Source organism: Pseudomonas sp. S49 (genome assembly GCF_009866785.1).
GTDB lineage: Bacteria > Pseudomonadota > Gammaproteobacteria > Pseudomonadales > Pseudomonadaceae > Aquipseudomonas.
Window position 1 is genome coordinate 3759823 of the sequence record NZ_CP019432.1, and the last position, 20193, is coordinate 3780015.

The following is a 20193-nucleotide window of genomic DNA, read 5'->3' on the forward strand; positions in this document are numbered from 1 at the left end:
CGGATCAAGGACGAGCACATGGACCTTTCCAGCTATGCAGCCCCGCTTCCACCGCGCCAGAGCGCCGTCACTCGCCGCCTGGCCTTCGCGGTCGGAGCGCTGTTCGTCAGTGGCGTGATTGCGGCGGCGGTCGCTTTGCTGGGTATCGCCGAGCGCCTGGACAGCGAAGAGCTCACCAAAACCCGCTTTTACTCGGCTCGCGCGCTGGAAAACCGCATCACTGCCTCGAAAAACTACATCACCAGCTACGCCTACTGGACCACCGCCTACGAGCATTTGAGCGGTCAGGTCGATACCGATTGGGCCTACACCGAGCAGAACCTCGGCAAAACCCTGTTCACCAGTGACGGCTATGACGGCGTGTTCGTCCTCAACCCCGAAGGCACCCGTTACGCGGTGGTGCGCGGGCAAATGGTCGATGCCGAGCTGTCCGCGTTCGTTCAGGTCAGCGCCACGGAGTTACTGGATCAAGTGTTGGGCCAAGGTGATCTGACCAAGCCAGTCAGCCGCTATTCACTGTTCGAAGGCTGGCCGGCGCTGGTGTCGGCGGCGACGATCATTCCCAACGATGAACGACCACTCGGCGATCCGCAGACTTCTTCGGTGCTGGTGTTCGTCGACAAACTCACGCCGACCAAATTGCGCCTGATCGGCAGCGGTTACGGCTTGAATAACCTGACCCTGGCACTGGACGATACGCTCGACCCGAAACGCCCTCGCGTGCCGCTGGACAGCACCGGTTACAGCCTGATCGCTGATCTGGAGCGACCCGGGCAACATTTACTGTGGTCATTGCTGCCGCCACTCGGCGCGACGATTGTGGTGCTGATGCTGCTGACCGCGTACTTCTTCCGTCACGCCTTGCGCTCATCGCAGTACGTCGACCAGAGTTTTGCCGTCATGCAAACCTCCAATCAAGCACTGGAAAACGCCAACCGGGAGCTGGAAGCCAGTGAAGAACGCTTTCGCGCCGTGGCCGAAGCCGCGTCCGACTGGATCTGGGAAGTCGACCGCCACCTGGCGCTGACGTACCTGTCGGCGCGCTTCAGCGAAGTGACCGGTTACCCGCAAACCCTGTGGCTGGGGCAGGACATCGGCCAACTGTTGAGTTGTGACACCACGCCACTGGAACTGTGGCTGAGAAACCTCACCGAGGAGAACAGCGCCAGTGATTTGCGTTGCACCTACCGTGACCACTCCGGCCAGCAACACCACTGTCGGTTGTCCGCCCGGCCGATCTTCGACAAACACGCGGTGATCGGCTATCGCGGTACCGCCAGCGACATCACCGACGAAGTTGCTGCTCATGCGCAGATTCAACATCTGTCGATGCACGACGCCCTGACCGGCCTGCCCAATCGCAACAAACTTGCGCGTTATCTGGATGAAGCGCTGCTGCTCAAAGAGCACGCGCCGCCACTGTCACTGCTGATGATCGACCTCGATAACTTCAAGCCGATCAACGATTCGCTCGGCCATCCGGCCGGTGATGCCGTGCTGCAGGAAGTCGCCACGCGCCTGCGTGAATGCACCCGCGAACACGACATCGTCGCGCGTCTGGGCGGCGACGAGTTCATCGTGGTGCTCAACGGCATGGACAGTCCGCACGAAATCGACAAGTTCTGCACCCGCCTGATCGGCAGCCTGCATCAACCGGTGGTGTTCGAACATCATCCGCTGCACATCGGCGCCAGCATCGGCATCTCGCTTAGTCGCCGCCACGGCTACGTACCCAGCGACCTGATCCGTTACGCCGACATTGCCCTGTATCAGGCCAAGTCCGAGGGCAAGAACACCTGGTGCTATTTCGAAGCGCACATGAGCGACCAGATCCAGACCCGCCGGCAGATGGAAGACGACCTGCGCCATGCGCTCAAACACAACGAATTCATCCTGCACTATCAACCACGCTACAAGATCGATGGCAAGCACATCGTTTCGGTCGAAGCGCTGGTGCGCTGGCAACACCCGACCAAAGGCCTGCTCGGCCCGGACCTGTTCATACCGCTGGCGGAGCAGACCGATCTGATCGTGCCGCTCGGGCGCTGGGTGTTGCGTGAAGCCTGCGAAACCGCGCTGGGCTGGCCGGAAGACATTCTGCTGTCGGTGAATCTGTCGCCCGCGCAGTTTGCCGTCAGCGATGTGGTCGAGGATATTCGGGAGGTTCTGGTGCAAACCCGTTTTCCAGCGAGTCGCCTGGAACTGGAAATCACCGAGAACGTGATGCTCAACGACACCGACGGCGCGTTGACCACCATGAATGCCCTGAAAGAACTCGGCGTGCGCCTGAACATGGACGACTTCGGCACCGGTTACTCGTCGCTCGGTTACCTGCGCGCTTATCCTTTTGACGGGATCAAGATCGACAAACGCTTCATCGCCTCGATCAGCAGCGGCACCAATGATCGCGCGGTGGTGCAGGCGATCATCGGCCTGGGCAAAGCCATGGGCCTGACTGTCACCGCCGAAGGGGTCGAGACTGAAGAGCAACTGGATATTCTCGGGGTCGATCAGTGCAATGAGGTGCAGGGTTATTTCATGAGTCGGCCGATCGACAAAGTCGCGTTTGCGCGGTTGCTGCAAGATTCCAGAGGTGCACATTTGAAAGCGAAGAAAGGTCGTGTGACTTGAACGGCTACACGGCGGAGCGACCGCTGTAGCCGTTCGCGGCACCTTCAACCGCGTGTTGAACCTGAGTCATTGGTAAATACATTGCCCGCATCCCGCACCAACTGCCGCCACTCGGCACTGGTGATCAACCCCTCCTCTTCCATTTCATCGGCTGCCTTGAGCAGTTCGTCGTACTGCTGCTCCGGGTCCAGACGCATCTGCGATTGCGTCGCCAGTTTTCGCCATGCCGCCAGTTTTTCTTGTTTGCGCTGATCAAACATCGGGCATCTCTCGTGAAGGACTCTCTCGATAGAAAGAAACGAGATCGCGGTGGTTCAGCGCAGTCGACGGATGGACTTTTTGCTTCTAAAGCGCTTTGCCGATCAACAATGATGGATACACCACCGAATACTGTGGGAGCGAGCCTGCTCGCGAAAGCGGTTTGTCTGCACCGAAGATATTGGCTGACCCACCGCTATCGCTTGCAGGCAAGCTCCCACAGGGTTTGCGCTGATCAGCAATGATGGATACACCACCGAACCCTGTAGGAGTGAGCCTGCTCGCGATAGCGGATTGTCTATGGCGGATGTGTTGGCTGACACTCCGCTATCGCGAGCAGGCTCACTCCCACAGGGATTGGGGCAGTTTGTCAGAACTTCTCGGCCACGCGCCGGTATGGATAATCCGGATCGCGGTACTTGCCCGGCTTCTGTCGTTTGGGCAGCTCGATTTGCTCGCGCTTCACCTCCTCATACGGAATGCGGCTGAGCACATCGGAGATGATGTTCAGCCGTGCGCGGCGTTTGTCATTGGAGTCGGCCACCAGCCACGGCGCGTGTTCAGTGTCGGAGTATTTGAACATTTCGTCCCGCGCCCGTGAGTAGTCGTACCAGCGGCTGTAGGACTTGAGGTCCATCGGTGTCAGTTTCCAGGTCTTGCGCCCGTCGTTGATTCGCGCCTCAAGCCGGCGGGTTTGCTCTTCAGGGCTTACTTCCAGCCAGTACTTGAGCAGGATCACTCCCGATTGGACGATGGCGTGTTCGACCCAGGGAATCGATTTGAGGAATTTGTCGGCCTGCTCGTCGGTGCAGAAGCCCATCACCCGCTCGACACCGGCGCGGTTGTACCAGCTGCGATCGAAGATCACCACTTCGCCTGCCGCCGGTAGATAAGGCAGATAACGTTGCACGTGCATCTGGCTTTTCTCGCGATCGGTCGGCGCCGGCAGCGCCACCACGCGAAAGACACGCGGGCTGACGCGCTCGGTCAATGCCTTGATGGTCCCGCCCTTGCCAGCGCCGTCGCGGCCTTCGAAAACGATGCAGACCTTGACGCCCTTGGCAATCACCCATTCCTGCAACTTGACCAGTTCGACGTGCAGTTTGCGCAAATGCTCGAGGTAATCCTTGTTTTTCAATTTCGGACTTTCAGGCGCCGTGGCGGCCTTCTTTTTGCCTTTTGCCATGACCTTGGCCTCTCTCCAATAAATGCAGAAACAGAGTGTTGATTGACGGGATACACCAGACACGTGAGGTTAGTTCATGACGTGCCGTTTGCCATGGCCGGGCAAAAAGCCAAATTGCCATGTGTTTCGTTCGTTCTTTGTTACGTCGCACTGTTCATTGCCCGTTCTTGCCTGCCTGGAGTTTTTCGATGCCGTCGTCCAAATCCCTGCCCACCGCCCTGCTCGGCCTGGCGCTCGCCTGCCCGGCGATGGCCGAGACTCAAGGTCTGGAATTGGGGCAAGTACTGATTTCGGCCGAGGATCGCAACGGTAGTGATGTCTCTGTTGAGGAAGCCAAGGCCCGCCTCGAACAGGTGCCCGGCGGCACCAGCGTGGTCGACATGCGCCAGCCATTGCAGGGCCGCGTGGCGAGCAATCAGGATGTGCTGGCGTATCAGCCGGGGGTTTATGCGCAGTCGGCGGGCAACGAAGGCGTGAAAATCTCGGTGCGTGGCTCAGGCATCAACCGGGCACCGGGCGCTCACGCGTCGGGGCTGTACACCCTGCTCGACGGTCTGCCGTTGACCGGCCCGGGCGGCACGCCTTACGAATTGCTCGAGCCGTTGTGGGTCGATCACGTTGAAGTGCTGCGCGGCGCCAACGGTTTTGATCGCGGTTCGCTGGCACTTGGCGGCGCCATCGATTACGTCAGCCACACCGGCTACGACGCGCCGAAACTGCAAGTGCGCTACGCGACTGGAAGCCACGGCTATCAGCAGCGTCAGGTCAGTTCCGGGCAAGTGCTCGGCGATTTCGATTACTACGTGTCGCTCACCGATTCCAACGCCGACGGCTATCAGGATCACACCGCCAGCGAGAGCAAAGGCCTGATCGCCAACTTCGGTTATCGCTTCAACCCGAACCTGGAAACCCGCTTCTATATCCGCTACCGCGAAACCGACAACGACCTCGCCGGCCGCGTAACCAAGCACTCCATCGAACACTCGCCTCGCGCGGCCAATCCGTCCTACGTGGCGCGCGACGATAGCCGCAAACAGCCGGGCAGCACCTTCATCGGCAACAAGACCACCTATTACATCGACGACGATTCGAGCATCCAGACCGGCCTCGTTTATCACGACTACCCGATGGACCTGCGCGAAGGTCCGAACCGTTTGAAGGTCGCCTACACCGACGTCAGTGGCACCTTCGACTACAAACGCCGCGACACGATTTTCGGCATGGAAAGCCGCAGCAACGTCGGCCTGCGCGTGACCAAACACCTGCCCAACGACGGCGCCAGCGAATTCGTGCGCATCCCCAGCGGCAACACCGCCAGCTACGTGCCCGGCACGCGCATGCGCAACTTCACCTATCAGGGCTCGGACACCGTTCTGCACTTCGGCAACGATCTGGAAATCGCCGACGACCTGTGGCTGACTACGGGGCTCGCCGCCATCTACACCCGCCGCGAAAGCGACGTGACCTACCCGCAAAGCGGCGGCAAAACCAGCATGAACGACTGGGATTACGCGCCACGCCTCGGCCTGCGCTACCAGATCACCCCGGACCTGCAAGTGTTCGGCAACCTCAGCCGCTCGGTTGAAGCACCACACCCGTGGTCGCTGATCTACAGCTCCAATGTGCGCTTCCCGGCTGGCAGCGGCGCCGCGACCGGCACGCAGAAAGACCCGATCGAATTGCAGAACCAGACCGCGACCACGCTGGAACTCGGCGGCCGTGGCGACAGCGCTGTCGGCGAATGGAGTCTGGCGTGGTATTACGCGCAGGTGCGGCATGAATTGCTGTCGGTGCTGCCGGATGCCACCGCCGTCACCCCTTACGAACTCAACGCCAGCCCGACCGTGCACCAAGGCGTTGAAGCGAGCCTGAACAGCAAACTCTGGTCGGCGGCCGATGGCCGCCAATTGAGCTTGCGTCAGGCGTATACCTTCAGCGACTTCCACTATCGAGATGACGATCGTTTTAGCGACAACCGACTCCCCGGCCTGCCGATGCACTACTACCAGGGTGAGCTGCGTTACGACTGGCCGCAGGGGTTCTTTGCGGCGGTGAATACGCAATTGGTGTCCAAGGTGGCGGTGGATTACGCCAACAGCTACTACGCCGATCCGTATGCACTGTTCGGCGCGACGCTGGGTTACAACGCGCCGAAGGGTGACTGGCAGACGTGGGTGGATATGCGCAACCTGACCAACAAACACTACGCAGCAACGGTCACACCGGGGTATGACGACAAGGGACTGGATGCGGCGCGGTCTACTCCGGGTGAAGGGATGGGGGTTTATGTCGGGGTTTCGTGGAGTTTGCTCTGACACCTCCCCTGTGGGAGCCAGCCTGCTGGCGATGGCGGCGAATCTGTCGCAAAGAAGCTAACTGACCTACCGTCATCGCTTGCAGGCAAGCTCACACAGTGATTTGCGCTGTACCCGAATTTTGTGATCTATACACAAACCTGTGGCAACAGGTTTGCACGCGAAGGCGTCAGCCGAACACGCGTCGATGTAAATGTTCTACGCCCTGTTTCAGAACGAGTCACGGATGAACACCATGGATTCCCAACCAGAAAACCTGCTGGAAAAAAGCCTCAAACGGGCCGCCGACGAACCGGCACATCGTCCGGAGTTTTTCAACACTCTGTTGAATTCGAACGTTTACATTCTCGGCACCGCCGGAGAGGCAGACGGCCACGTCAATCTCCAAGCCGGCAGCAACATCAGCATCGCCCATTGGCAAAAACCGGATGGCACCCCGGTCATCCCGTTTTTCTCGTCCCTGCAAACACTGCAACAGTCCATCGACAGCGAGCAGACCTACCTCGAAATACCCGCCCGATCGTTGTTCGAAATCACACTGGGCGCCCTGCTCTGTCTGAATCCGAAGTCGCCTTACGGCAAAGAGTTTTTCCCGCAAGAGGTGCACAATTTGCTCGCCGATGCCGTTGGCCAGACCGCCACGCAACGCACGGTCGAGAAAGAAACCAACGTGCTGCTCGGCCAGCCTGCCGAATACCCGTCACAAATGGTCCACTCGCTCACGCAACTGTTCGCCAAACATTCCAATGTGAAGCGCGGGTTTCTGGCATTGATGCATGACACCTCGGTGGACGAAAAACCGCACTTGATCGTGGGCATTGAGGCGGACGGCGATATTGAGCGGGTTATGCGTGAGGCGGGCAATGTTGCCGGGGATACCGCGCCGCAGGGCGAGCCGGTTGATTTGTGCCGTGTGTCCCAAGGCGAAGCCGGCCTGAGTGATTACTTTCTCAGGGAAACCACGCCCTTCTATGAGCGCAAGTGGGGCAATAAACTGCGTTCTTTTCTGGGGTTTGGTAAAGCGTGATTGAACATGCACCGGGACCCTGGGTTCTGGACGAGACCGCCGAGGTCACGGCCGGACTTGCTGATTTGATCGCGGCGATTGCCAAAACCGAGCGATCGCAAATCCCATGAGTCCGGGTTGGAAACACGGATTCACGCTGGAAAACTGAGTGATCGTAAAATGTGGACCGGGCTGACCGGTCCGCCACAAGGACCGTGAAAAATGAAAGTATTGCTCATCGCTTCGCTTGCAATTTTGTCGATAACTCAAACATCTTTGTCCTTCGCCGATAACGCCAATGGCAAAAATCTTTTTTTACAGCGATGTGCGGTGTGCCATGGAGCAGATATCAAGGCAACAGGCCCCTTGGCGAATAAAAGCCAACCGCCGACGCCTGACCTGACAACAGCCACCTTCAAGAAGCGACTGCATGATTATCCAGGCGTCATCGTCTCCTCGATCATTCTTCGCCCCAATGGCGATCTGATTCCAAGAACCCTGCGGGACAACGGCATAAAAATCGAGCCGCACGCCTGGAGCGTTCAGGACTTTCGCGACTTGAATCAATACATGAGTCGTGTGATTTCAGAGAGTCGGTGATTTGATAAAACGACGACGTTTGAACCGGAACACAACCCTCTCCAATGCCCACCGAGTCAGGAAATGAATGAACTTCACCGATGACATGGCGGCCGCTTTTCCTGCGGGCAATCCGATACCCGCACGCCTTCGCCAATCACTTGAGTTGTTGGAAGAGCATGGCTGCGTGCGCAGTCACCGCGATGGCACGCGCTATATGACGCTGCATCCGGACCCCGCACACAGCGATGTGGCGACAACCGCTTTTTACCTGCCAGTACCTGCCGACACCGCCCGCTGGACTAACAGCGATGATCCTGACGTAAACCAGCGCCTGACCCTATTCCTCAGAACCGGTGGGGACGGCTCGTGGGCCGGGCTGTGGCTGGACGACAGCGGGCAACAGCGATTCGTCCATCTGGGATCAGGGTCCGGGTCAACGATGCTTTGCGTCCTGACCGACACGATTGAAGACTTGTTGAGGCTGCTGGCTATCGGTTACGACGAGCTCTGCTGGCCGGAGCAATTTCAACTGACCCCGGATCAAGTACGCGAAAAAGAATACGCCGAAGACGATTACCCTCCTCCGCCTCTTCTGTTGCGAAGCCACGTCGAGCGAACGCTCGGGCTGAGCATACCGGCGCGAGCAGCGGATCTGGTCCGCGGTACAGCGTGCATGGATGTGAGCGAATCGAACGACCCCTTCTGGAACTGGCTCAAGCAGGTCAGCCGGCATTAATGGCGACACTGCTCGATCACTTCCACTCCAAACCAGTCCTCGCCCCTCCCAAGGAAGGCATGTTGTGAATGACGTCAAACCCGACAATCGAAATACCCTGAATCGCGCTTGGCCGCTGTTTTTGCTACTGGCATCGACAGCTCTGCTTAACACGGGCTGTTCCCACCCCCCGCCACCGATCGAACGCGACCCCTGCCTGGATGAAGGCCCACTCCACAGTGCGGCTTACGATGACTGCGTGGCTGACCGTAAGGACGCAAGTGATGCTGCACTCAAAGCCATTCTGGGCGATGCCCCTGATCTTTACACACAAACGCGCCTAGCCGAGCCGGGCGAGGAAACTTTCCAGAAGTCCGACTATCCGGACACCCCCAGCCCCATGAGTTACCGGACTGCTCGCTCAATTTCCGCGACGGAGCAGCAGGCGCTACCGTTCAAGATGAGAGTCCGCTGGAATTACACCTCCAGGAAACTCCTGCCGCGACCTCGTGATCTTGTACGCATGAATGAGATGGAGGCCCTTTTACTGTCGGCCGCGGCGGATGACGGGCTCGCGAAGTGGGTGTGCACGGTCACTGGAGAACACCGTCGGGAGTGGATCTTCTACGCCCGAAGTGACACTGATTTCATGAACCGGATGCAGACGCTGTTGGCACCCAGCGGACCTTATCCTGTCGAATGGAGCGGTCGTAAAGAGCCTGCGCGCAGTGCCGAGGGGGCCAATAGTGCCGACCCGTCCGGGGAAATCCGCATGACCCCTAAACGGTGTTTGGAGTGAGAGACAGGGACACTTGTGGCGCTCTCTGCACTTACAGATCATTCAAGGAAAAATGCTCATGAGCATGAAAAAAATTATGCTGGCTGTATTGGCCGCAGCGGCGCTGGCGGGTTGTGGGGGTAACAAGGACAAGGCGCAGGCGTTCGTCGAGTCCAGTGGCATGACCAAGCAATACGCCAGCATGGTCGAGACCGCGTCCAGCGGTTATGCCTCCCGCTACCCGATGCTCGAACACGAGCAAATTCGCAACGTTGTACGAGAGAACATCGATCCTGACGACCTGAAGGGCATGGTCGTGGAAATCTATGCCAATCACTTCAACAACGATGAGCTTGACCTGCTGACTCGCGCCAACCAGCATCCCGAGCAGGCGATGACGATCATCCAGAGTTCGAAAAAGGGCCGCGATCTGGCCGAAAAATTCATGGCCGTCCAGAGCACCCTCGCTAAAGATATGCGAGATGCAATGGCCGACAGCGATGAGGCGATCATCGATGCGCTGGATGATTTGAAGGATGAAGCGCAGGGCTAAAACGGCGCCATAGGCACTCGCCGCTTCGCGGGCTTGCCCGCGAAGTCGGAAACTCATTCAGCCTCGCAACCACTGAAGTAGCGCGGAATGAGCGGCGTGCACCTCTCACGCGCGCTTCGGCAGCTTCCAGTTCGGGCGAATGAAATGGCAGGTGTAGCCATTCGGAATACGCTCAAGGTAATCCTGATGCTCCGGCTCCGCTTCCCAAAACGGCCCCGCCGGTTCGATCTCGGTGACCACTCGGCCAGGCCATAGCTTTGAAGCATCCACGTCGGCAGCGGTGTCTTCAGCGATATCGCGCTGCGCTTCGTTGAGATAATAAATCGCCGAGCGATAGCTGCGACCGAGGTCATTGCCCTGACGGTTTGACGTGCTCGGGTCGTGAATCTGGAAGAAAAACTCAAGGATCTGTCGATAGCTGATCACCGCCGGATCGAAGGTGATTTCGATAGCTTCGGCGTGGTCACCATGGTTGCGATAAGTAGCGTTCGGCACGTCGCCGCCGGTGTAACCGACGCGAGTCTGCAACACGCCGGGATAGCGCCGCAGCAAATCCTGCATGCCCCAGAAGCAGCCGCCGGCGAGGATGGCGGTTTCGGTTTGAGTGGTCATGGCGTGTCGTTCCTCTTCGGGGTGTTGGGTATAGCGATGGTTATGAGGGCGGGTTGGCGGATTCCAAGGGGCTGAGCCAATAGAACTACTGACGCGCTGAAACCTGATTGGCTTCCTCGAGCAAAGAACCCGTAATCCTTCGGCCGCTGTAATCACTGACAAAGTAATTGATTCGGTTAGCCAGATACTGCATCGATAACCAGCCCAAACCGTGGTAGTCACGCATCTCCTCAGCATTGAGCTTGATCATGGACTGGTACCCCACAAAAGACGCTTCACATTCAACGAGGATGTAGACAGAACCATCTGCGAGCTTGAAAAGTCGCCAGTAGCTGTCGTCGGTGTGATATTCCGCGGGAGTGAGTCGAACCAGTTCCATGATTGAATTCCGTGGGCTTTCTTTTGGTTTGAGACCATAACATGGCTGCAAAGCCACGGTTTTAGATGAGACGCTTCTGGCCGGTTGTCGACGTTGACGACATTCAGATTCAGGTCAAAAGCGCTAAGCGTGCCATGGTCGCCCTCGAGGCTCACGCAGTGCGCGCATCCGGGCATCAGTGCCCGGCAACCCCAACCGCTCCAGCAACACGCGGCCCCGATCTGAACCCATGCACCCGCGCGCCGAAGGCAATGGCAAACCCTACGCTCACCAGCACCACCATGGCCCAGGGAAATGAGGCGACGCCCCAGCGGTCGAGCAACACCCCGCCGACCACCCCGCTGCCAGCAATCGCGCTGTTCCAAGCCACCACATTCAACGACAGCGCGACATCGGCGCCGTCACCGGCAGCATCCGCCAGTGCCGTCTGCAACAAAGTCGCCGCGCCGCCAAAACTCAATCCCCACACCAACACGCCGAGGTAAATCACCTGCGGTACACGCCCCCAAAAGCCAAACACCACGCAAACCAATGCAAACGTCGCCAGACTCACCAGCACTGTCTTGCGCAACAGCGGCTCAACCAGTTTCGCGGTCAGCCAGATCCCCGCCAACGCTGCGAGACCAAACACCAACAACACCAGATCTACACGATCCGCCAGCCCCGCCGGCGCCACAAACGGTGCGATGTAGGTGTAGAGAATGTTGTGCGCCAGCATCCAGCTGATCACCACCGCCAGCACCGGCCGCACACCCGGCGTGGTCAACACGCGGCGCAACGACAGACGCTGATGCGCAGGCTGCGGCGGATAATCCGGCACCTTCACCAACACCCAAACGATCAGTATCAACGTCAGGGCCGACATCAGGCCAAACGTCGTGCGCCATCCGACGAGGCCACCGAGCCATGTGCCGAGCGGCACGCCTAGTGACAGGGCAATCGGCGTACCGACCATGGCCAGTGCCAACGCTTTGCCCTGCTGATCAGGCTCAACCATGCGCCGCGCATAACCGGCCAACAAACTCCACGCCAACCCGGCCGAAACCCCGGCAAAGAACCGCGCCACCAGCGTCACACCATAGTGCGACGACAGCGCCGTGATCGAGTTGAACAGCAGAAAACCAACGATGGTCAGCAACAGCACATTGCGCCGACGCCAGCCGCGCGTGGCGATGGTCATCGGGATCACCGCCAGCACCGAGCCCAGCGCATACGCGGTGACCATCTGCCCGGCCATCGAAGGCGAAATCGCCAGGCCTTCGCTGATCAGCGGCAACAGTCCGGCGGGTAAGGTTTCGGTGACAATGCAGATAAAACCGGTCATGGCCAGCGCCAACAGCGCGCCGATGGGCAGGCGTTTGGGCGCCGCCGATAGAGTCAATGAAGGTGTCACGGGAAACTCCTTGTGAGCAGAATGTCAGACTTAAATACCGATCGATATAAAATACTGGCGGCAGCCGAGGCACGTTGTCAACGACTTATGTATCGACTAGTATCCAAATCACTTTCCGAGGAGTTTCAGCTATGGCCAGAACCGGCCGCCCCCGCGCATTCGATCGCGACGACGCCGTCGACCAGGCCATGCAATTGTTCTGGCAACACGGCTACGACTCGACATCCCTTTCACTGTTGAAGGCTGAACTGGGCGGCGGCATTTCCGCGCCAAGCTTTTACGCTGCTTTCGGCTCCAAGGAAGCCTTGTTCGATGAGTGCGTACAGCGTTACCTCACGACCTTCGCCCAAGTCACCGAATGCCTATGGGATGAAAACCTGCCGCCACGCCAAGCCATCGAAACCGCCCTGCGCCAATCGGCACGCATGCAATGCGACGACGGCCACCCGAAAGGCTGCATGGTCACCCTCGGCGTCATGAGCGCGCCGAGTCCGGAAAACGCCCACGTCGCTCAAGCCCTCACCCATTCCCGAGCCCGAACCCGCGCGGGGATTGTGGCGTGTGTCGAGCGTGGTGTGAGTGAAGGGCTGTTAGCGGACGACACGAACGCAGCCGCGATGGCGACGGTGTTCGATAGTTTCCTGCAGGGGATTTCCATCCTTGCTCGGGATGACACGCCGATTGAGAGTATTGATGCGGCGATTACGCAGGTGATGCGGACTTGGGATGTGGCCCGTACCACCGCACCTGCACCAGAACAGGCATGAAAGGCGTCTGGATGCTCAAACAGCATAAGGAAAACCAGCCATTGCAAATCCACGTTATTTACACCCACACCGAGGTGCTGCTCTCCAGACACCCTTACGCCTCATGGAGAGAAATTCAGAATCAGTACCCTGACTACATCACATCGCTCGGCCCTTGGGATGACCAAGCCGTTATCGAATACCTGATCGACGAATACCCCGAACTTTCTCCCCATCCGAAAGAGCAGGTCGCAGCGCTCATCGCGGGTACTGAAGAGACAAAAGTGATAACAACAGTACATTCACCGGCTAGACAGCCTTAGACGCGAGCTCGAGCATTCTGGCGAATTGAGCAATCGCCAGATGAATCTCATCCTGAGTGTCGCCATCCCAATCCTCAACCGTCGACAACTCGGTCCTCAGCGCGTCAATGCGACTGCGTATTTCAGCAACCTCTTCGTCCCCACACTGCTGCGTAATTGCCGCCCACTTCTCATCCGAAATACGCTGCTGCACGGACAGCCCCGCACTCGCTTGCGCGATCATTGCTGACAGTTTGCTCATCAAATATCCCTACCCTATTCCTTGCAGACAGTCGGCCCTATGCCCTCACCGGAAATAGGCATGATGTCATTGCCCATGCTGAGGCACAGCGCTTTATTACTGAAAAGACGCCCAAATCAGCGGGCTAAACAAGACCGGATCTATGCCGACACACGATCCGGGTATACCTCAACGTAACTCGACTCCCCGCCTCCACTAGCACCGGACAACCACCCCCACACAAAGCTCAACGTCGTTCGCCCTCCGTCGTCCACCCCGACAATGCCACGGGACCAACCGGACAAAATCTCGTCCTCAGTCGTCAGGCAATGAAACAGCAACTCTATGGTGTCAGGACCAGTCACGCGGCCAACTTGATGCCCCATACGAATCCGCCCGCCTTGGTAAGTGCTGGAAATGCCCGAACCCTCAACACGGTAATGAAACACCGTCCCGCTACCCGACAGCCCCTGCGTGTTATCCGCTACCGCGAATTGGCGATCATGCAAACGTTCGCTGACTTGAGAAAAGAGAGTTTCCATAAATGTCGCGTCCTTGATGAAGAAGGCTATTCCAGTGTGTGAGCATCCTACCCCATCAAATTTCAGATTTATCAGAACGCTTTTCTTCACGTTTTCACAGGCGCGTAAAAACCTGCTCACGATTCTGCCGGGCAAGCCGTTACAACAATGGAGGCGTATGAAAGTTTTAAACGCGAAGAAATCACGCAACTTGCCAGCGAGATGATGCGACCTGCACATGTCAATGAGGCTGACCAGATAAGCGCCTTCAGATACGTAAAGGGGCGCCCGGGTTATTCGGTTTTCTGGGAGTTTGCCTACGACGTACACGCTCAAGGGAAACGCTGGATCCTGCTAGGGTGCACTAGCGACTGACCCACTCTTTGCCATTCATTTTTGTCTGTTTTTATGGAACCACCGATGGACATCAGCAATACCCAGGAAGAAAACACACTAGAACAATCGCTCGAGTTGGCTGCGAAAGAACCTGCCCGCCGACCTGATTTTTTCAAGACGCTGTTGAACTCAATGGTTTATGTCCCGGGTTCGACCGGCGCGGGCAAGGGACACATTGACCTTGAGGCTGGCAGCCAAATCAGCATCGCACATTGGGAAAAGCAGGACGGCACGGCAGTCATCCCGTTTTTTACCTCGCTGCAAACGCTGGAGCAGTCCATAGCTCGTGGCGAGTCCTACCTGGAAATTCCGGCCAGATCCCTGTTTGAAATGACGCTGGGCACTCCGCTTTTCCTGGAACCGAAGTCGCCCTATGGCAAAGAGTTTCTCCCGGAAGAAGTGCAAAGCCTGCTGTCCGCCGAGATTGGCCGGACAACACAACGCACATTGGAAAAAGACGCCCACGTGCAACTCGGGCAGCCCGCGCAATATCCAACAAAAATGGTTAACGCGCTCACGCAGCTATTCGCCAAACATCGCAACATCAAGCGTGGGTTTCTGGCGCTTATGTACAACGTAACGACGGATGAAAAGCCTCACCTGGTGGTTGGCATCGAAGCGGACGGCGATATTGAATTGATCTTGCGCGAAGCCAGTCAAGTTGCCAGGGACACCGCACCCGATGGCGAAGACGTTGGCCTGTATCGCATTCAGGAAGGTGAGCAGGACCTGAGCGATTACTTCTTTACACAAACCACTCCGTTCTATCAGCGGACGTTGGGCAGCAAACTGCGTTCATTGTTTGGTTTTGGTAAAGCGTGACCGAGTTCAACCCCAAACTGACCGCAGATCAGGCGTGCGCAATCGTGCTCGCGCTGTTTGACGGTGTGATGAGAGATGGCAAACCCGAGCGGTTTGTCATTCAGAACTGTGAGCTGTCCGCCAACGGTGATTACTGGGTCATTCGCAGCAACAGCGAGGACTACGTCGTCCACGGCATGACAGAGTTCTGTTATGTCGGTGTCAATGCGCACTTGATCAATGTGGTGACCGGCGAGCGCGAGACGGTCGCCAATTGCTTCAGTGTCGAGGAGTATCTACAGGACAAATACGACCTGACCGCGGCGACGGGCAAACAGTATGTACTGACCCCGGCACTCGACCGGGCGAATAAACCCGCGCTGATCAATCTGCGCCGAAAACTGCAGTGCACCTACCCGCAAACCCTCGCGTTGCTGACGGGCCCGCAACGGCTATGGCTCACGGGTACACGCAGACGTCTGCAAGACGCACAGCGACTGCTTGGCGAGCAAGGCATCATCACTCAAATCGAGTTAGTGCCTGATGCCAGTGAAGCCGTCGCCATCGGCGTCGAAACCTGGTACATCGAAGCGGTGTTGAAAGCGGTGCGCAAACGCTTGGGTTAAGCGGTGAATTAGCCGCCGCTGCCTTTCAGACTCAGTCGATCAATTTGCTCAAGACTCGGTGCCCATCAGGGTTGCATGCTGTCGGTGGGTGAAGGCAAGGTCTACCAAATGAAATGGGGCGAAAAAGCCATACAGAGCTGCCGCATCGAACTGGACGTGAGCAAAGCACCGATGGTGGATGGTTATTGCGTGGCGGATGCCGTGTGTAAGTAAAACCGGGACTTGATGCGCGGTGATGATCGACGCTGTTTAAGGATGCCAGGCCTCACACGCCGGCATTTCAACGACTGGTTTAAAAACGTTCCGAGATACGTCCGACAGGCTACAACGCCTTGCGCCGTTGCCTACGACTACGCCAGAATCCGCCGGCTTGTGCGCCGGGTGGGCGGGTTCTATCGTGGGTCGGTCACTGAATAGCAGTGATCGGGTTTGGTAGCCCGGCTTACCTGTCGCATCGCAGATCTATTTGCACGGACGTCTTCGTCCGCTGTTTATGGTGGCCATGCGTAGGGCGTCTTCGGACGCGCCGGGTATCCAGGTGACCGGTCTACCAACCTGCGTTTGGCCACCACCCTCGTTTGGTAGCGAAAGTGATGGCTCCATTTTTCATCCTGGAGTTTCATCTATGTTCAAAATTACGCCGAATCCACCAGAAACCGATCCAATCTCAGGCGACGAATCCCCCGACACCAAGAAATTCAACGAAGCCGTCGACCGCGCCCTCTCCCATTACCTCGGCCCTGCCCCGGAAATCATGCTCACCCCGTACCAAACCAACAAGATGTTCATCGCCAACCCGAACACCAAGACTGAGGAATTGCTGGTGAATGCCAGTGAATCGCTCGGCTCGGCCTCTGTAATGTTGGGCGATGTAATCGGTCTGGTTCACGGACCGGCACGCAAGACACTGCAAGGCATTGCGCAGGTGGTAATGCTTGGGGAGTTAGCGGTGAATCGGGCGTTGGATAACGTAGTGCCGACGGAGTAACGAGAACTCCTCCATGACGGTCGGGATGTCGTCATGGAGGCAGACCAGACAGACCCACCAAGACAGAAAATAAATCAGCCCCCTTTATTCTCGTTTTATTGCCGTTAGCAACTCAGGGCGAAAGCCGAATACAGAGGGCACAACGGCAATGTGGTGTTTTCCTGGTTTTCAGGCTTTGGCGGGCTCCGAAGTGATCGGACGCAGGTTCGAATGGCCAAGAGCAGGAATGCAGTGCAACAGCCACGAAGGTTCGCGCAAGAGGCGCACGCCGAATCCACCTCTATCCAACCGCTAGATCGGAAATACCGGAACCTGACCTCCTTTGATTTCAATTTTATGTTCTGAGTAGAACGCCACCGCCCCTTTGCACTCTGCGACCGGGCGGTGGCCTTTTGAATTGGGCTTGAGGAAAACATCCGCTTTACCTGCGACAACAACTCTCGCTTCAGCGGCCCCTCTGATCGCTATGGCAACTTCATCGCCTCCGGGCGAGCACGCAAAGTTGCAGGCGTAAATGCCAATACCCAATTTAGGGCCAAACAGTTTCTTCAACAGCACGCCAAATGATTCCGGATTGATAAAATCCTTTCCGGATTCAGACCGGCCCAACACTGCAGCAAAATTTCTCTTTACAAATATTTCGTCCGCATTACCCAGCCACATCTGCCCGATATAACCATGTGTGACGATCAGTACAGTGTCGATCCAACCGTCAGCCACCTCTGCCACGCTGGTCAGTTTTACAACCAGCTCTTCATATGTGCCATCGGCATGAACCAGGTGCGACACGCCTGAAAACGTCTCAACATAGCTCTCGACACCTTTAGCAAAAGCACTGCCCGAGTTGCCCTTTTTGATCTCTTCTGAAAAATCGTGGTAGATCACCACTATTTCACGCTGATAAGGATCGACGAACTCTTCCTCATCAATTCTGAATTTGAAATCCCCGCGAAAAGCGGCATAAGCAGGCACCAGCTTTTCTTCCTTTTGCTTGAAAAATACAATTAATGCTCGCCCGACAATGACCGATTCTTTTTCGGTTTCTGCGACCCACGGCGTTCCTATCAACCAATCGGTTAACTTGTTGACAGGGTCTAGAACTGCCAGTTTTAGTGTCGTAAACGGGATCAGTGCTTCGCTCCCGTCAAGCATGTTTTTTATGACGACGCCGGCTTTGACTTTTCTTTCGACAACTGCATTCCAGCAGATCATGTGAAGCTCCTTGAATAAGCGTGTAGTCGAAAACCGTAAATCAGTGTAGTCGTTAGTTGGCGAAGTGCCCGGTGCTGTGGCGATGAACCGGGCACTGGATAACGTGGTGCCGACGGAGCAATGAAAATTCCTCCATGACGGCTAGGATGCCGTCATGGAGGAGGATCAGATATACGCACCAAGACTGAAAATTAATCCGTCCCCCTTTTTCACCGTCCCTTTTTCACCCCGTGATTACCAAGCCCATGGTTGCTCAGTCTGCCCCATAAACTTCGAACCATGCAGGAACGTATTACGCTCCTGCGTAGTGGTCAGCGCAAATCGGGCCCAATGCGAATGGGCGATCACGTTCAATTCCTCTTGCCACTGCTGCTTGATTTCCAGCTCTTGGATGTTTCGCCCTTCAAGCACCTCTTCTGAGAACAAATCCACAAGCTCAATGGGTATCGCATTAGCCGAGCCTAGACGAGATCGTATGTTTACCGAGCAAAGCTCCACGACCAATCCGGCAACGCCTTTTTTCATCAACTGCTGTAGCACTCTAAGCTTTTCGCTTGCAGCAAAATTCGTTTTTTTCAGTAGGGTGTTGTAGCGCGGCTTGAAATAATTAATCAACGCCGCTTCTGCCAGGGATACCACCTCATGTCGCTGCAGTCGGACATCCCTAAGACGATTGAAATGGGCAGAATCTTGCGCATCAGTGGCCTGAGCTTCCACATTGAAGTCGCCTCCATTGCTGATGATTGTCCTCCGATGCTCGAACCGATAGAGCAAAAGTAAAACCTCGCGCTCCGGGGAATGTGTCGAGTTCTCGGCGAGAATTTGCTGAAACTTGGTATGCGACAACAAGCGATTCAAAGCAGTCAGGGTATTCGTTCGTCCGATGCTCTGGCCAACATAGAGCACTTCCATATCCGTGTCGGGACGCGTCAATTCACTTTCGGCAGCCGCAACGATGACGCTGACGGCAATCATCTGATCTCCTTCGGAAGTCATCACGACCATCGATGATCCGTTGGCGGCAACGGCGACACCTAAAATGTCTGCGGTACCCGCAGTTGTTGGAAGACGAATCTCATAAGTAAAGGGGACCCGCGTCACCCCGTGTTCGCGCAATACCAAAAACTCACCCAAAACGATCCGTCCATTGCGAGATAGACTTTCAGGATTCAGGTAAATGCGATGACGACTGACGATGAGATAAATGTTGGAGCCGGCGAGCGCGGCCTTATGAACTGGATTGTCCTTTATATGGTAAAGGTCTGCCGGCGTCAGCATCGATGGAAGGCTCGAGTAGAGATGGGTTGCCCCTTCCATTGAAAAGAGCCTGATAGTTTCACTCAGATCGATCACGCATCGCTCCTGTGAAGTGCATTGAAATAATTGAAGCCCACCCCAGCTCAGGGGTATTCCGTCCGTAAAAACCATTCAGAAATGGACGAACGAGGACGCGCAGGCACCGACTTCAAAGACGATGCAGCCCTGTAGCATCTCGCCAGTACAAGGTTTCTTCGAATTGGAAGCTAATAAGAAAGAAGGCCGAACACGACTGAGATATGGATTGAGCGATTTTATCCACATCTTCCATAGACGATTCCCCCTCAGGTTCGGGGCCTTTTAATCTGATGGTGCAACGCAAAGCGACAGGAAAGTCGAGTCCCTTTGTATTCTCAGCATAGATCGTAGAGTCATCTGTTACATCACCGCCATTCAATCTAAGCCCCGAGGCAAATACAGCGGACAAGCCATTACCCGCCACCTCTATTTCCCAAGCCCCCGCATTCTCAACGGCGCATTTCAGCGCTGTAATTGTGAGTGTACTATCAGCTTCCAAGCACAGATCAAGACTCATGAATCCTCTCTTTTTCCTGCCTGAACAGTTACACCAAAATTTTGAGTACGATCTTCGCGATAGTGTATTGGGCTAGTGGCTTGAACGTCTCCTTCTTGCC

At 56.6% G+C, this 20193-nt stretch carries 22 protein-coding genes; 12 read left to right on the forward strand and 10 right to left on the reverse strand.

Translation table 11 applies throughout. The features are described from left to right. Positions 1 to 18 precede the first annotated feature (18 nt). The gene (locus PspS49_RS16550) at positions 19 to 2631 is read left to right on the forward strand and encodes an EAL domain-containing protein (protein ID WP_160040477.1); all 2613 of its coding nucleotides are present in this window, start codon (positions 19 to 21) and stop codon (positions 2629 to 2631) included. A gap of 44 nt (positions 2632 to 2675) precedes the next feature. Here PspS49_RS16550 and PspS49_RS16555 read toward each other — a convergent pair whose 3' ends face one another. Both PspS49_RS16555 and ppk2 read right to left on the reverse strand, forming a co-directional pair. Continuing rightward, positions 2676 to 2891: a hypothetical protein gene (locus PspS49_RS16555; RefSeq protein ID WP_127928255.1), complete on the reverse strand. Its 216-nt coding sequence runs from the start codon at positions 2889 to 2891 to the stop codon at positions 2676 to 2678. A gap of 368 nt (positions 2892 to 3259) precedes the next feature. Beyond that, a complete protein-coding gene (gene ppk2, locus PspS49_RS16560) occupies positions 3260 to 4075 on the reverse strand; it encodes a polyphosphate kinase 2 (RefSeq protein WP_160040480.1) in 816 nt (271 codons plus the stop codon). Between the two features lie 188 nt (positions 4076 to 4263). Between ppk2 and PspS49_RS16565 the strand changes: the two genes are divergently transcribed. The 6 genes from PspS49_RS16565 to PspS49_RS16590 all read left to right on the forward strand — a co-directional run bounded on the left by PspS49_RS16565 (position 4264) and on the right by PspS49_RS16590 (position 10024). Next, complete coding sequence (locus PspS49_RS16565; RefSeq protein ID WP_160040484.1) at positions 4264 to 6390, forward strand: TonB-dependent receptor; 2127 nt, start codon at positions 4264 to 4266, stop codon at positions 6388 to 6390. 235 nt (positions 6391 to 6625) lie between these two features. Next, the gene (sseB, locus tag PspS49_RS16570; RefSeq protein WP_127928260.1) at positions 6626 to 7417 is read left to right on the forward strand and encodes an enhanced serine sensitivity protein SseB; all 792 of its coding nucleotides are present in this window, start codon (positions 6626 to 6628) and stop codon (positions 7415 to 7417) included. Between the two features lie 201 nt (positions 7418 to 7618). After that, positions 7619 to 7996 carry a cytochrome c gene (locus PspS49_RS16575; RefSeq protein WP_160040487.1) on the forward strand — a complete coding sequence of 126 codons (378 nt, stop codon included), beginning with the start codon at positions 7619 to 7621 and terminating at the stop codon, positions 7994 to 7996. 67 nt (positions 7997 to 8063) lie between these two features. After that, positions 8064 to 8714, forward strand: coding sequence for a hypothetical protein (locus tag PspS49_RS16580; RefSeq protein WP_160040490.1), 651 nt, complete (start codon positions 8064 to 8066; stop codon positions 8712 to 8714). Positions 8715 to 8778: 64 nt separating this feature from the next. Continuing rightward, positions 8779 to 9492, forward strand: coding sequence for a DUF695 domain-containing protein (locus PspS49_RS16585; protein ID WP_224790121.1), 714 nt, complete (start codon positions 8779 to 8781; stop codon positions 9490 to 9492). A 58-nt stretch (positions 9493 to 9550) separates the two neighbouring features. Further along, positions 9551 to 10024, forward strand: coding sequence for a hypothetical protein (locus PspS49_RS16590; protein WP_160040493.1), 474 nt, complete (start codon positions 9551 to 9553; stop codon positions 10022 to 10024). Between the two features lie 105 nt (positions 10025 to 10129). Here the strand turns inward: PspS49_RS16590 and msrA are convergent, their stop codons facing one another. From msrA to PspS49_RS16605, 3 genes are all read right to left on the reverse strand, one after another. Then, positions 10130 to 10636 carry a peptide-methionine (S)-S-oxide reductase MsrA gene (gene msrA / locus PspS49_RS16595; protein WP_150751022.1) on the reverse strand — a complete coding sequence of 169 codons (507 nt, stop codon included), beginning with the start codon at positions 10634 to 10636 and terminating at the stop codon, positions 10130 to 10132. Positions 10637 to 10721: 85 nt separating this feature from the next. Continuing rightward, complete coding sequence (locus PspS49_RS16600; RefSeq protein WP_150751021.1) at positions 10722 to 11015, reverse strand: hypothetical protein; 294 nt, start codon at positions 11013 to 11015, stop codon at positions 10722 to 10724. 175 nt (positions 11016 to 11190) lie between these two features. Further along, the gene (locus PspS49_RS16605) at positions 11191 to 12408 is read right to left on the reverse strand and encodes an MFS transporter (protein ID WP_150751020.1); all 1218 of its coding nucleotides are present in this window, start codon (positions 12406 to 12408) and stop codon (positions 11191 to 11193) included. A gap of 131 nt (positions 12409 to 12539) precedes the next feature. Here PspS49_RS16605 and PspS49_RS16610 point away from each other — a divergent pair, with 131 nt between their 5' ends. Both PspS49_RS16610 and PspS49_RS16615 read left to right on the forward strand, forming a co-directional pair. Further along, positions 12540 to 13175 carry a TetR/AcrR family transcriptional regulator gene (locus tag PspS49_RS16610; protein ID WP_160040496.1) on the forward strand — a complete coding sequence of 212 codons (636 nt, stop codon included), beginning with the start codon at positions 12540 to 12542 and terminating at the stop codon, positions 13173 to 13175. Continuing rightward, entirely contained in the window at positions 13172 to 13477 is a 306-nt protein-coding gene (locus PspS49_RS16615) for an ATP-binding protein (RefSeq protein ID WP_238786289.1), read from the forward strand. Before PspS49_RS16610 ends, PspS49_RS16615 begins: the two co-directional genes overlap by 4 nt. On the opposite strand, the gene PspS49_RS16620 is transcribed toward PspS49_RS16615, so the two are convergent. Both PspS49_RS16620 and PspS49_RS16625 read right to left on the reverse strand, forming a co-directional pair. After that, the gene (locus PspS49_RS16620) at positions 13464 to 13718 is read right to left on the reverse strand and encodes a hypothetical protein (protein ID WP_127928275.1); all 255 of its coding nucleotides are present in this window, start codon (positions 13716 to 13718) and stop codon (positions 13464 to 13466) included. The two genes, PspS49_RS16615 and PspS49_RS16620, sit on opposite strands and share 14 nt — an antisense overlap. 140 nt (positions 13719 to 13858) lie before the next feature. Then, positions 13859 to 14239, reverse strand: coding sequence for a hypothetical protein (locus PspS49_RS16625; protein WP_127930418.1), 381 nt, complete (start codon positions 14237 to 14239; stop codon positions 13859 to 13861). Between the two features lie 399 nt (positions 14240 to 14638). Between PspS49_RS16625 and PspS49_RS16630 the strand changes: the two genes are divergently transcribed. From PspS49_RS16630 to PspS49_RS16640, 3 genes are all read left to right on the forward strand, one after another. Then, the gene (locus PspS49_RS16630) at positions 14639 to 15436 is read left to right on the forward strand and encodes an enhanced serine sensitivity protein SseB C-terminal domain-containing protein (RefSeq protein ID WP_127928277.1); all 798 of its coding nucleotides are present in this window, start codon (positions 14639 to 14641) and stop codon (positions 15434 to 15436) included. Beyond that, positions 15433 to 16041 (forward strand): hypothetical protein, encoded by a 609-nt coding sequence (locus PspS49_RS16635; RefSeq protein WP_160040499.1) that lies wholly within the window; start codon positions 15433 to 15435, stop codon positions 16039 to 16041. Before PspS49_RS16630 ends, PspS49_RS16635 begins: the two co-directional genes overlap by 4 nt. Positions 16042 to 16666: 625 nt before the next feature. After that, on the forward strand, positions 16667 to 17029 hold the full coding sequence (locus PspS49_RS16640; protein WP_127928279.1) for a DUF6124 family protein: 363 nt from the start codon (positions 16667 to 16669) through the stop codon (positions 17027 to 17029). A 291-nt stretch (positions 17030 to 17320) separates the two neighbouring features. Here PspS49_RS16640 and PspS49_RS16645 read toward each other — a convergent pair whose 3' ends face one another. The 3 genes from PspS49_RS16645 to PspS49_RS16655 all read right to left on the reverse strand — a co-directional run bounded on the left by PspS49_RS16645 (position 17321) and on the right by PspS49_RS16655 (position 20093). Further along, a complete protein-coding gene (locus PspS49_RS16645) occupies positions 17321 to 18241 on the reverse strand; it encodes a hypothetical protein (RefSeq protein ID WP_127928281.1) in 921 nt (306 codons plus the stop codon). A 234-nt stretch (positions 18242 to 18475) separates the two neighbouring features. Next, positions 18476 to 19594, reverse strand: a complete 1119-nt coding sequence (locus tag PspS49_RS16650; protein WP_238704343.1) for a hypothetical protein — start codon at positions 19592 to 19594, stop codon at positions 18476 to 18478. 112 nt (positions 19595 to 19706) lie between these two features. Next, positions 19707 to 20093: a hypothetical protein gene (locus tag PspS49_RS16655; protein ID WP_127928283.1), complete on the reverse strand. Its 387-nt coding sequence runs from the start codon at positions 20091 to 20093 to the stop codon at positions 19707 to 19709. Positions 20094 to 20193: the final 100 nt, after the last annotated feature.

Coding starts and splice junctions, on each gene's coding strand:
- PspS49_RS16550 (WP_160040477.1), top strand. CDS start 19: ATGGACCTTTCCAGCTATGCAGCCCCGCTTCCACCGCGCCAGAGCGCC.
- PspS49_RS16555 (WP_127928255.1), bottom strand. CDS start 2,891: ATGTTTGATCAGCGCAAACAAGAAAAACTGGCGGCATGGCGAAAACTG.
- ppk2 (WP_160040480.1), bottom strand. CDS start 4,075: ATGGCAAAAGGCAAAAAGAAGGCCGCCACGGCGCCTGAAAGTCCGAAA.
- PspS49_RS16565 (WP_160040484.1), top strand. CDS start 4,264: ATGCCGTCGTCCAAATCCCTGCCCACCGCCCTGCTCGGCCTGGCGCTC.
- sseB (WP_127928260.1), top strand. CDS start 6,626: ATGGATTCCCAACCAGAAAACCTGCTGGAAAAAAGCCTCAAACGGGCC.
- PspS49_RS16575 (WP_160040487.1), top strand. CDS start 7,619: ATGAAAGTATTGCTCATCGCTTCGCTTGCAATTTTGTCGATAACTCAA.
- PspS49_RS16580 (WP_160040490.1), top strand. CDS start 8,064: ATGAACTTCACCGATGACATGGCGGCCGCTTTTCCTGCGGGCAATCCG.
- PspS49_RS16590 (WP_160040493.1), top strand. CDS start 9,551: ATGAGCATGAAAAAAATTATGCTGGCTGTATTGGCCGCAGCGGCGCTG.
- msrA (WP_150751022.1), bottom strand. CDS start 10,636: ATGACCACTCAAACCGAAACCGCCATCCTCGCCGGCGGCTGCTTCTGG.
- PspS49_RS16600 (WP_150751021.1), bottom strand. CDS start 11,015: ATGGAACTGGTTCGACTCACTCCCGCGGAATATCACACCGACGACAGC.
- PspS49_RS16610 (WP_160040496.1), top strand. CDS start 12,540: ATGGCCAGAACCGGCCGCCCCCGCGCATTCGATCGCGACGACGCCGTC.
- PspS49_RS16615 (WP_238786289.1), top strand. CDS start 13,172: ATGAAAGGCGTCTGGATGCTCAAACAGCATAAGGAAAACCAGCCATTG.
- PspS49_RS16620 (WP_127928275.1), bottom strand. CDS start 13,718: ATGAGCAAACTGTCAGCAATGATCGCGCAAGCGAGTGCGGGGCTGTCC.
- PspS49_RS16625 (WP_127930418.1), bottom strand. CDS start 14,239: ATGGAAACTCTCTTTTCTCAAGTCAGCGAACGTTTGCATGATCGCCAA.
- PspS49_RS16630 (WP_127928277.1), top strand. CDS start 14,639: ATGGACATCAGCAATACCCAGGAAGAAAACACACTAGAACAATCGCTC.
- PspS49_RS16640 (WP_127928279.1), top strand. CDS start 16,667: ATGTTCAAAATTACGCCGAATCCACCAGAAACCGATCCAATCTCAGGC.
- PspS49_RS16645 (WP_127928281.1), bottom strand. CDS start 18,241: ATGATCTGCTGGAATGCAGTTGTCGAAAGAAAAGTCAAAGCCGGCGTC.
- PspS49_RS16655 (WP_127928283.1), bottom strand. CDS start 20,093: ATGAGTCTTGATCTGTGCTTGGAAGCTGATAGTACACTCACAATTACA.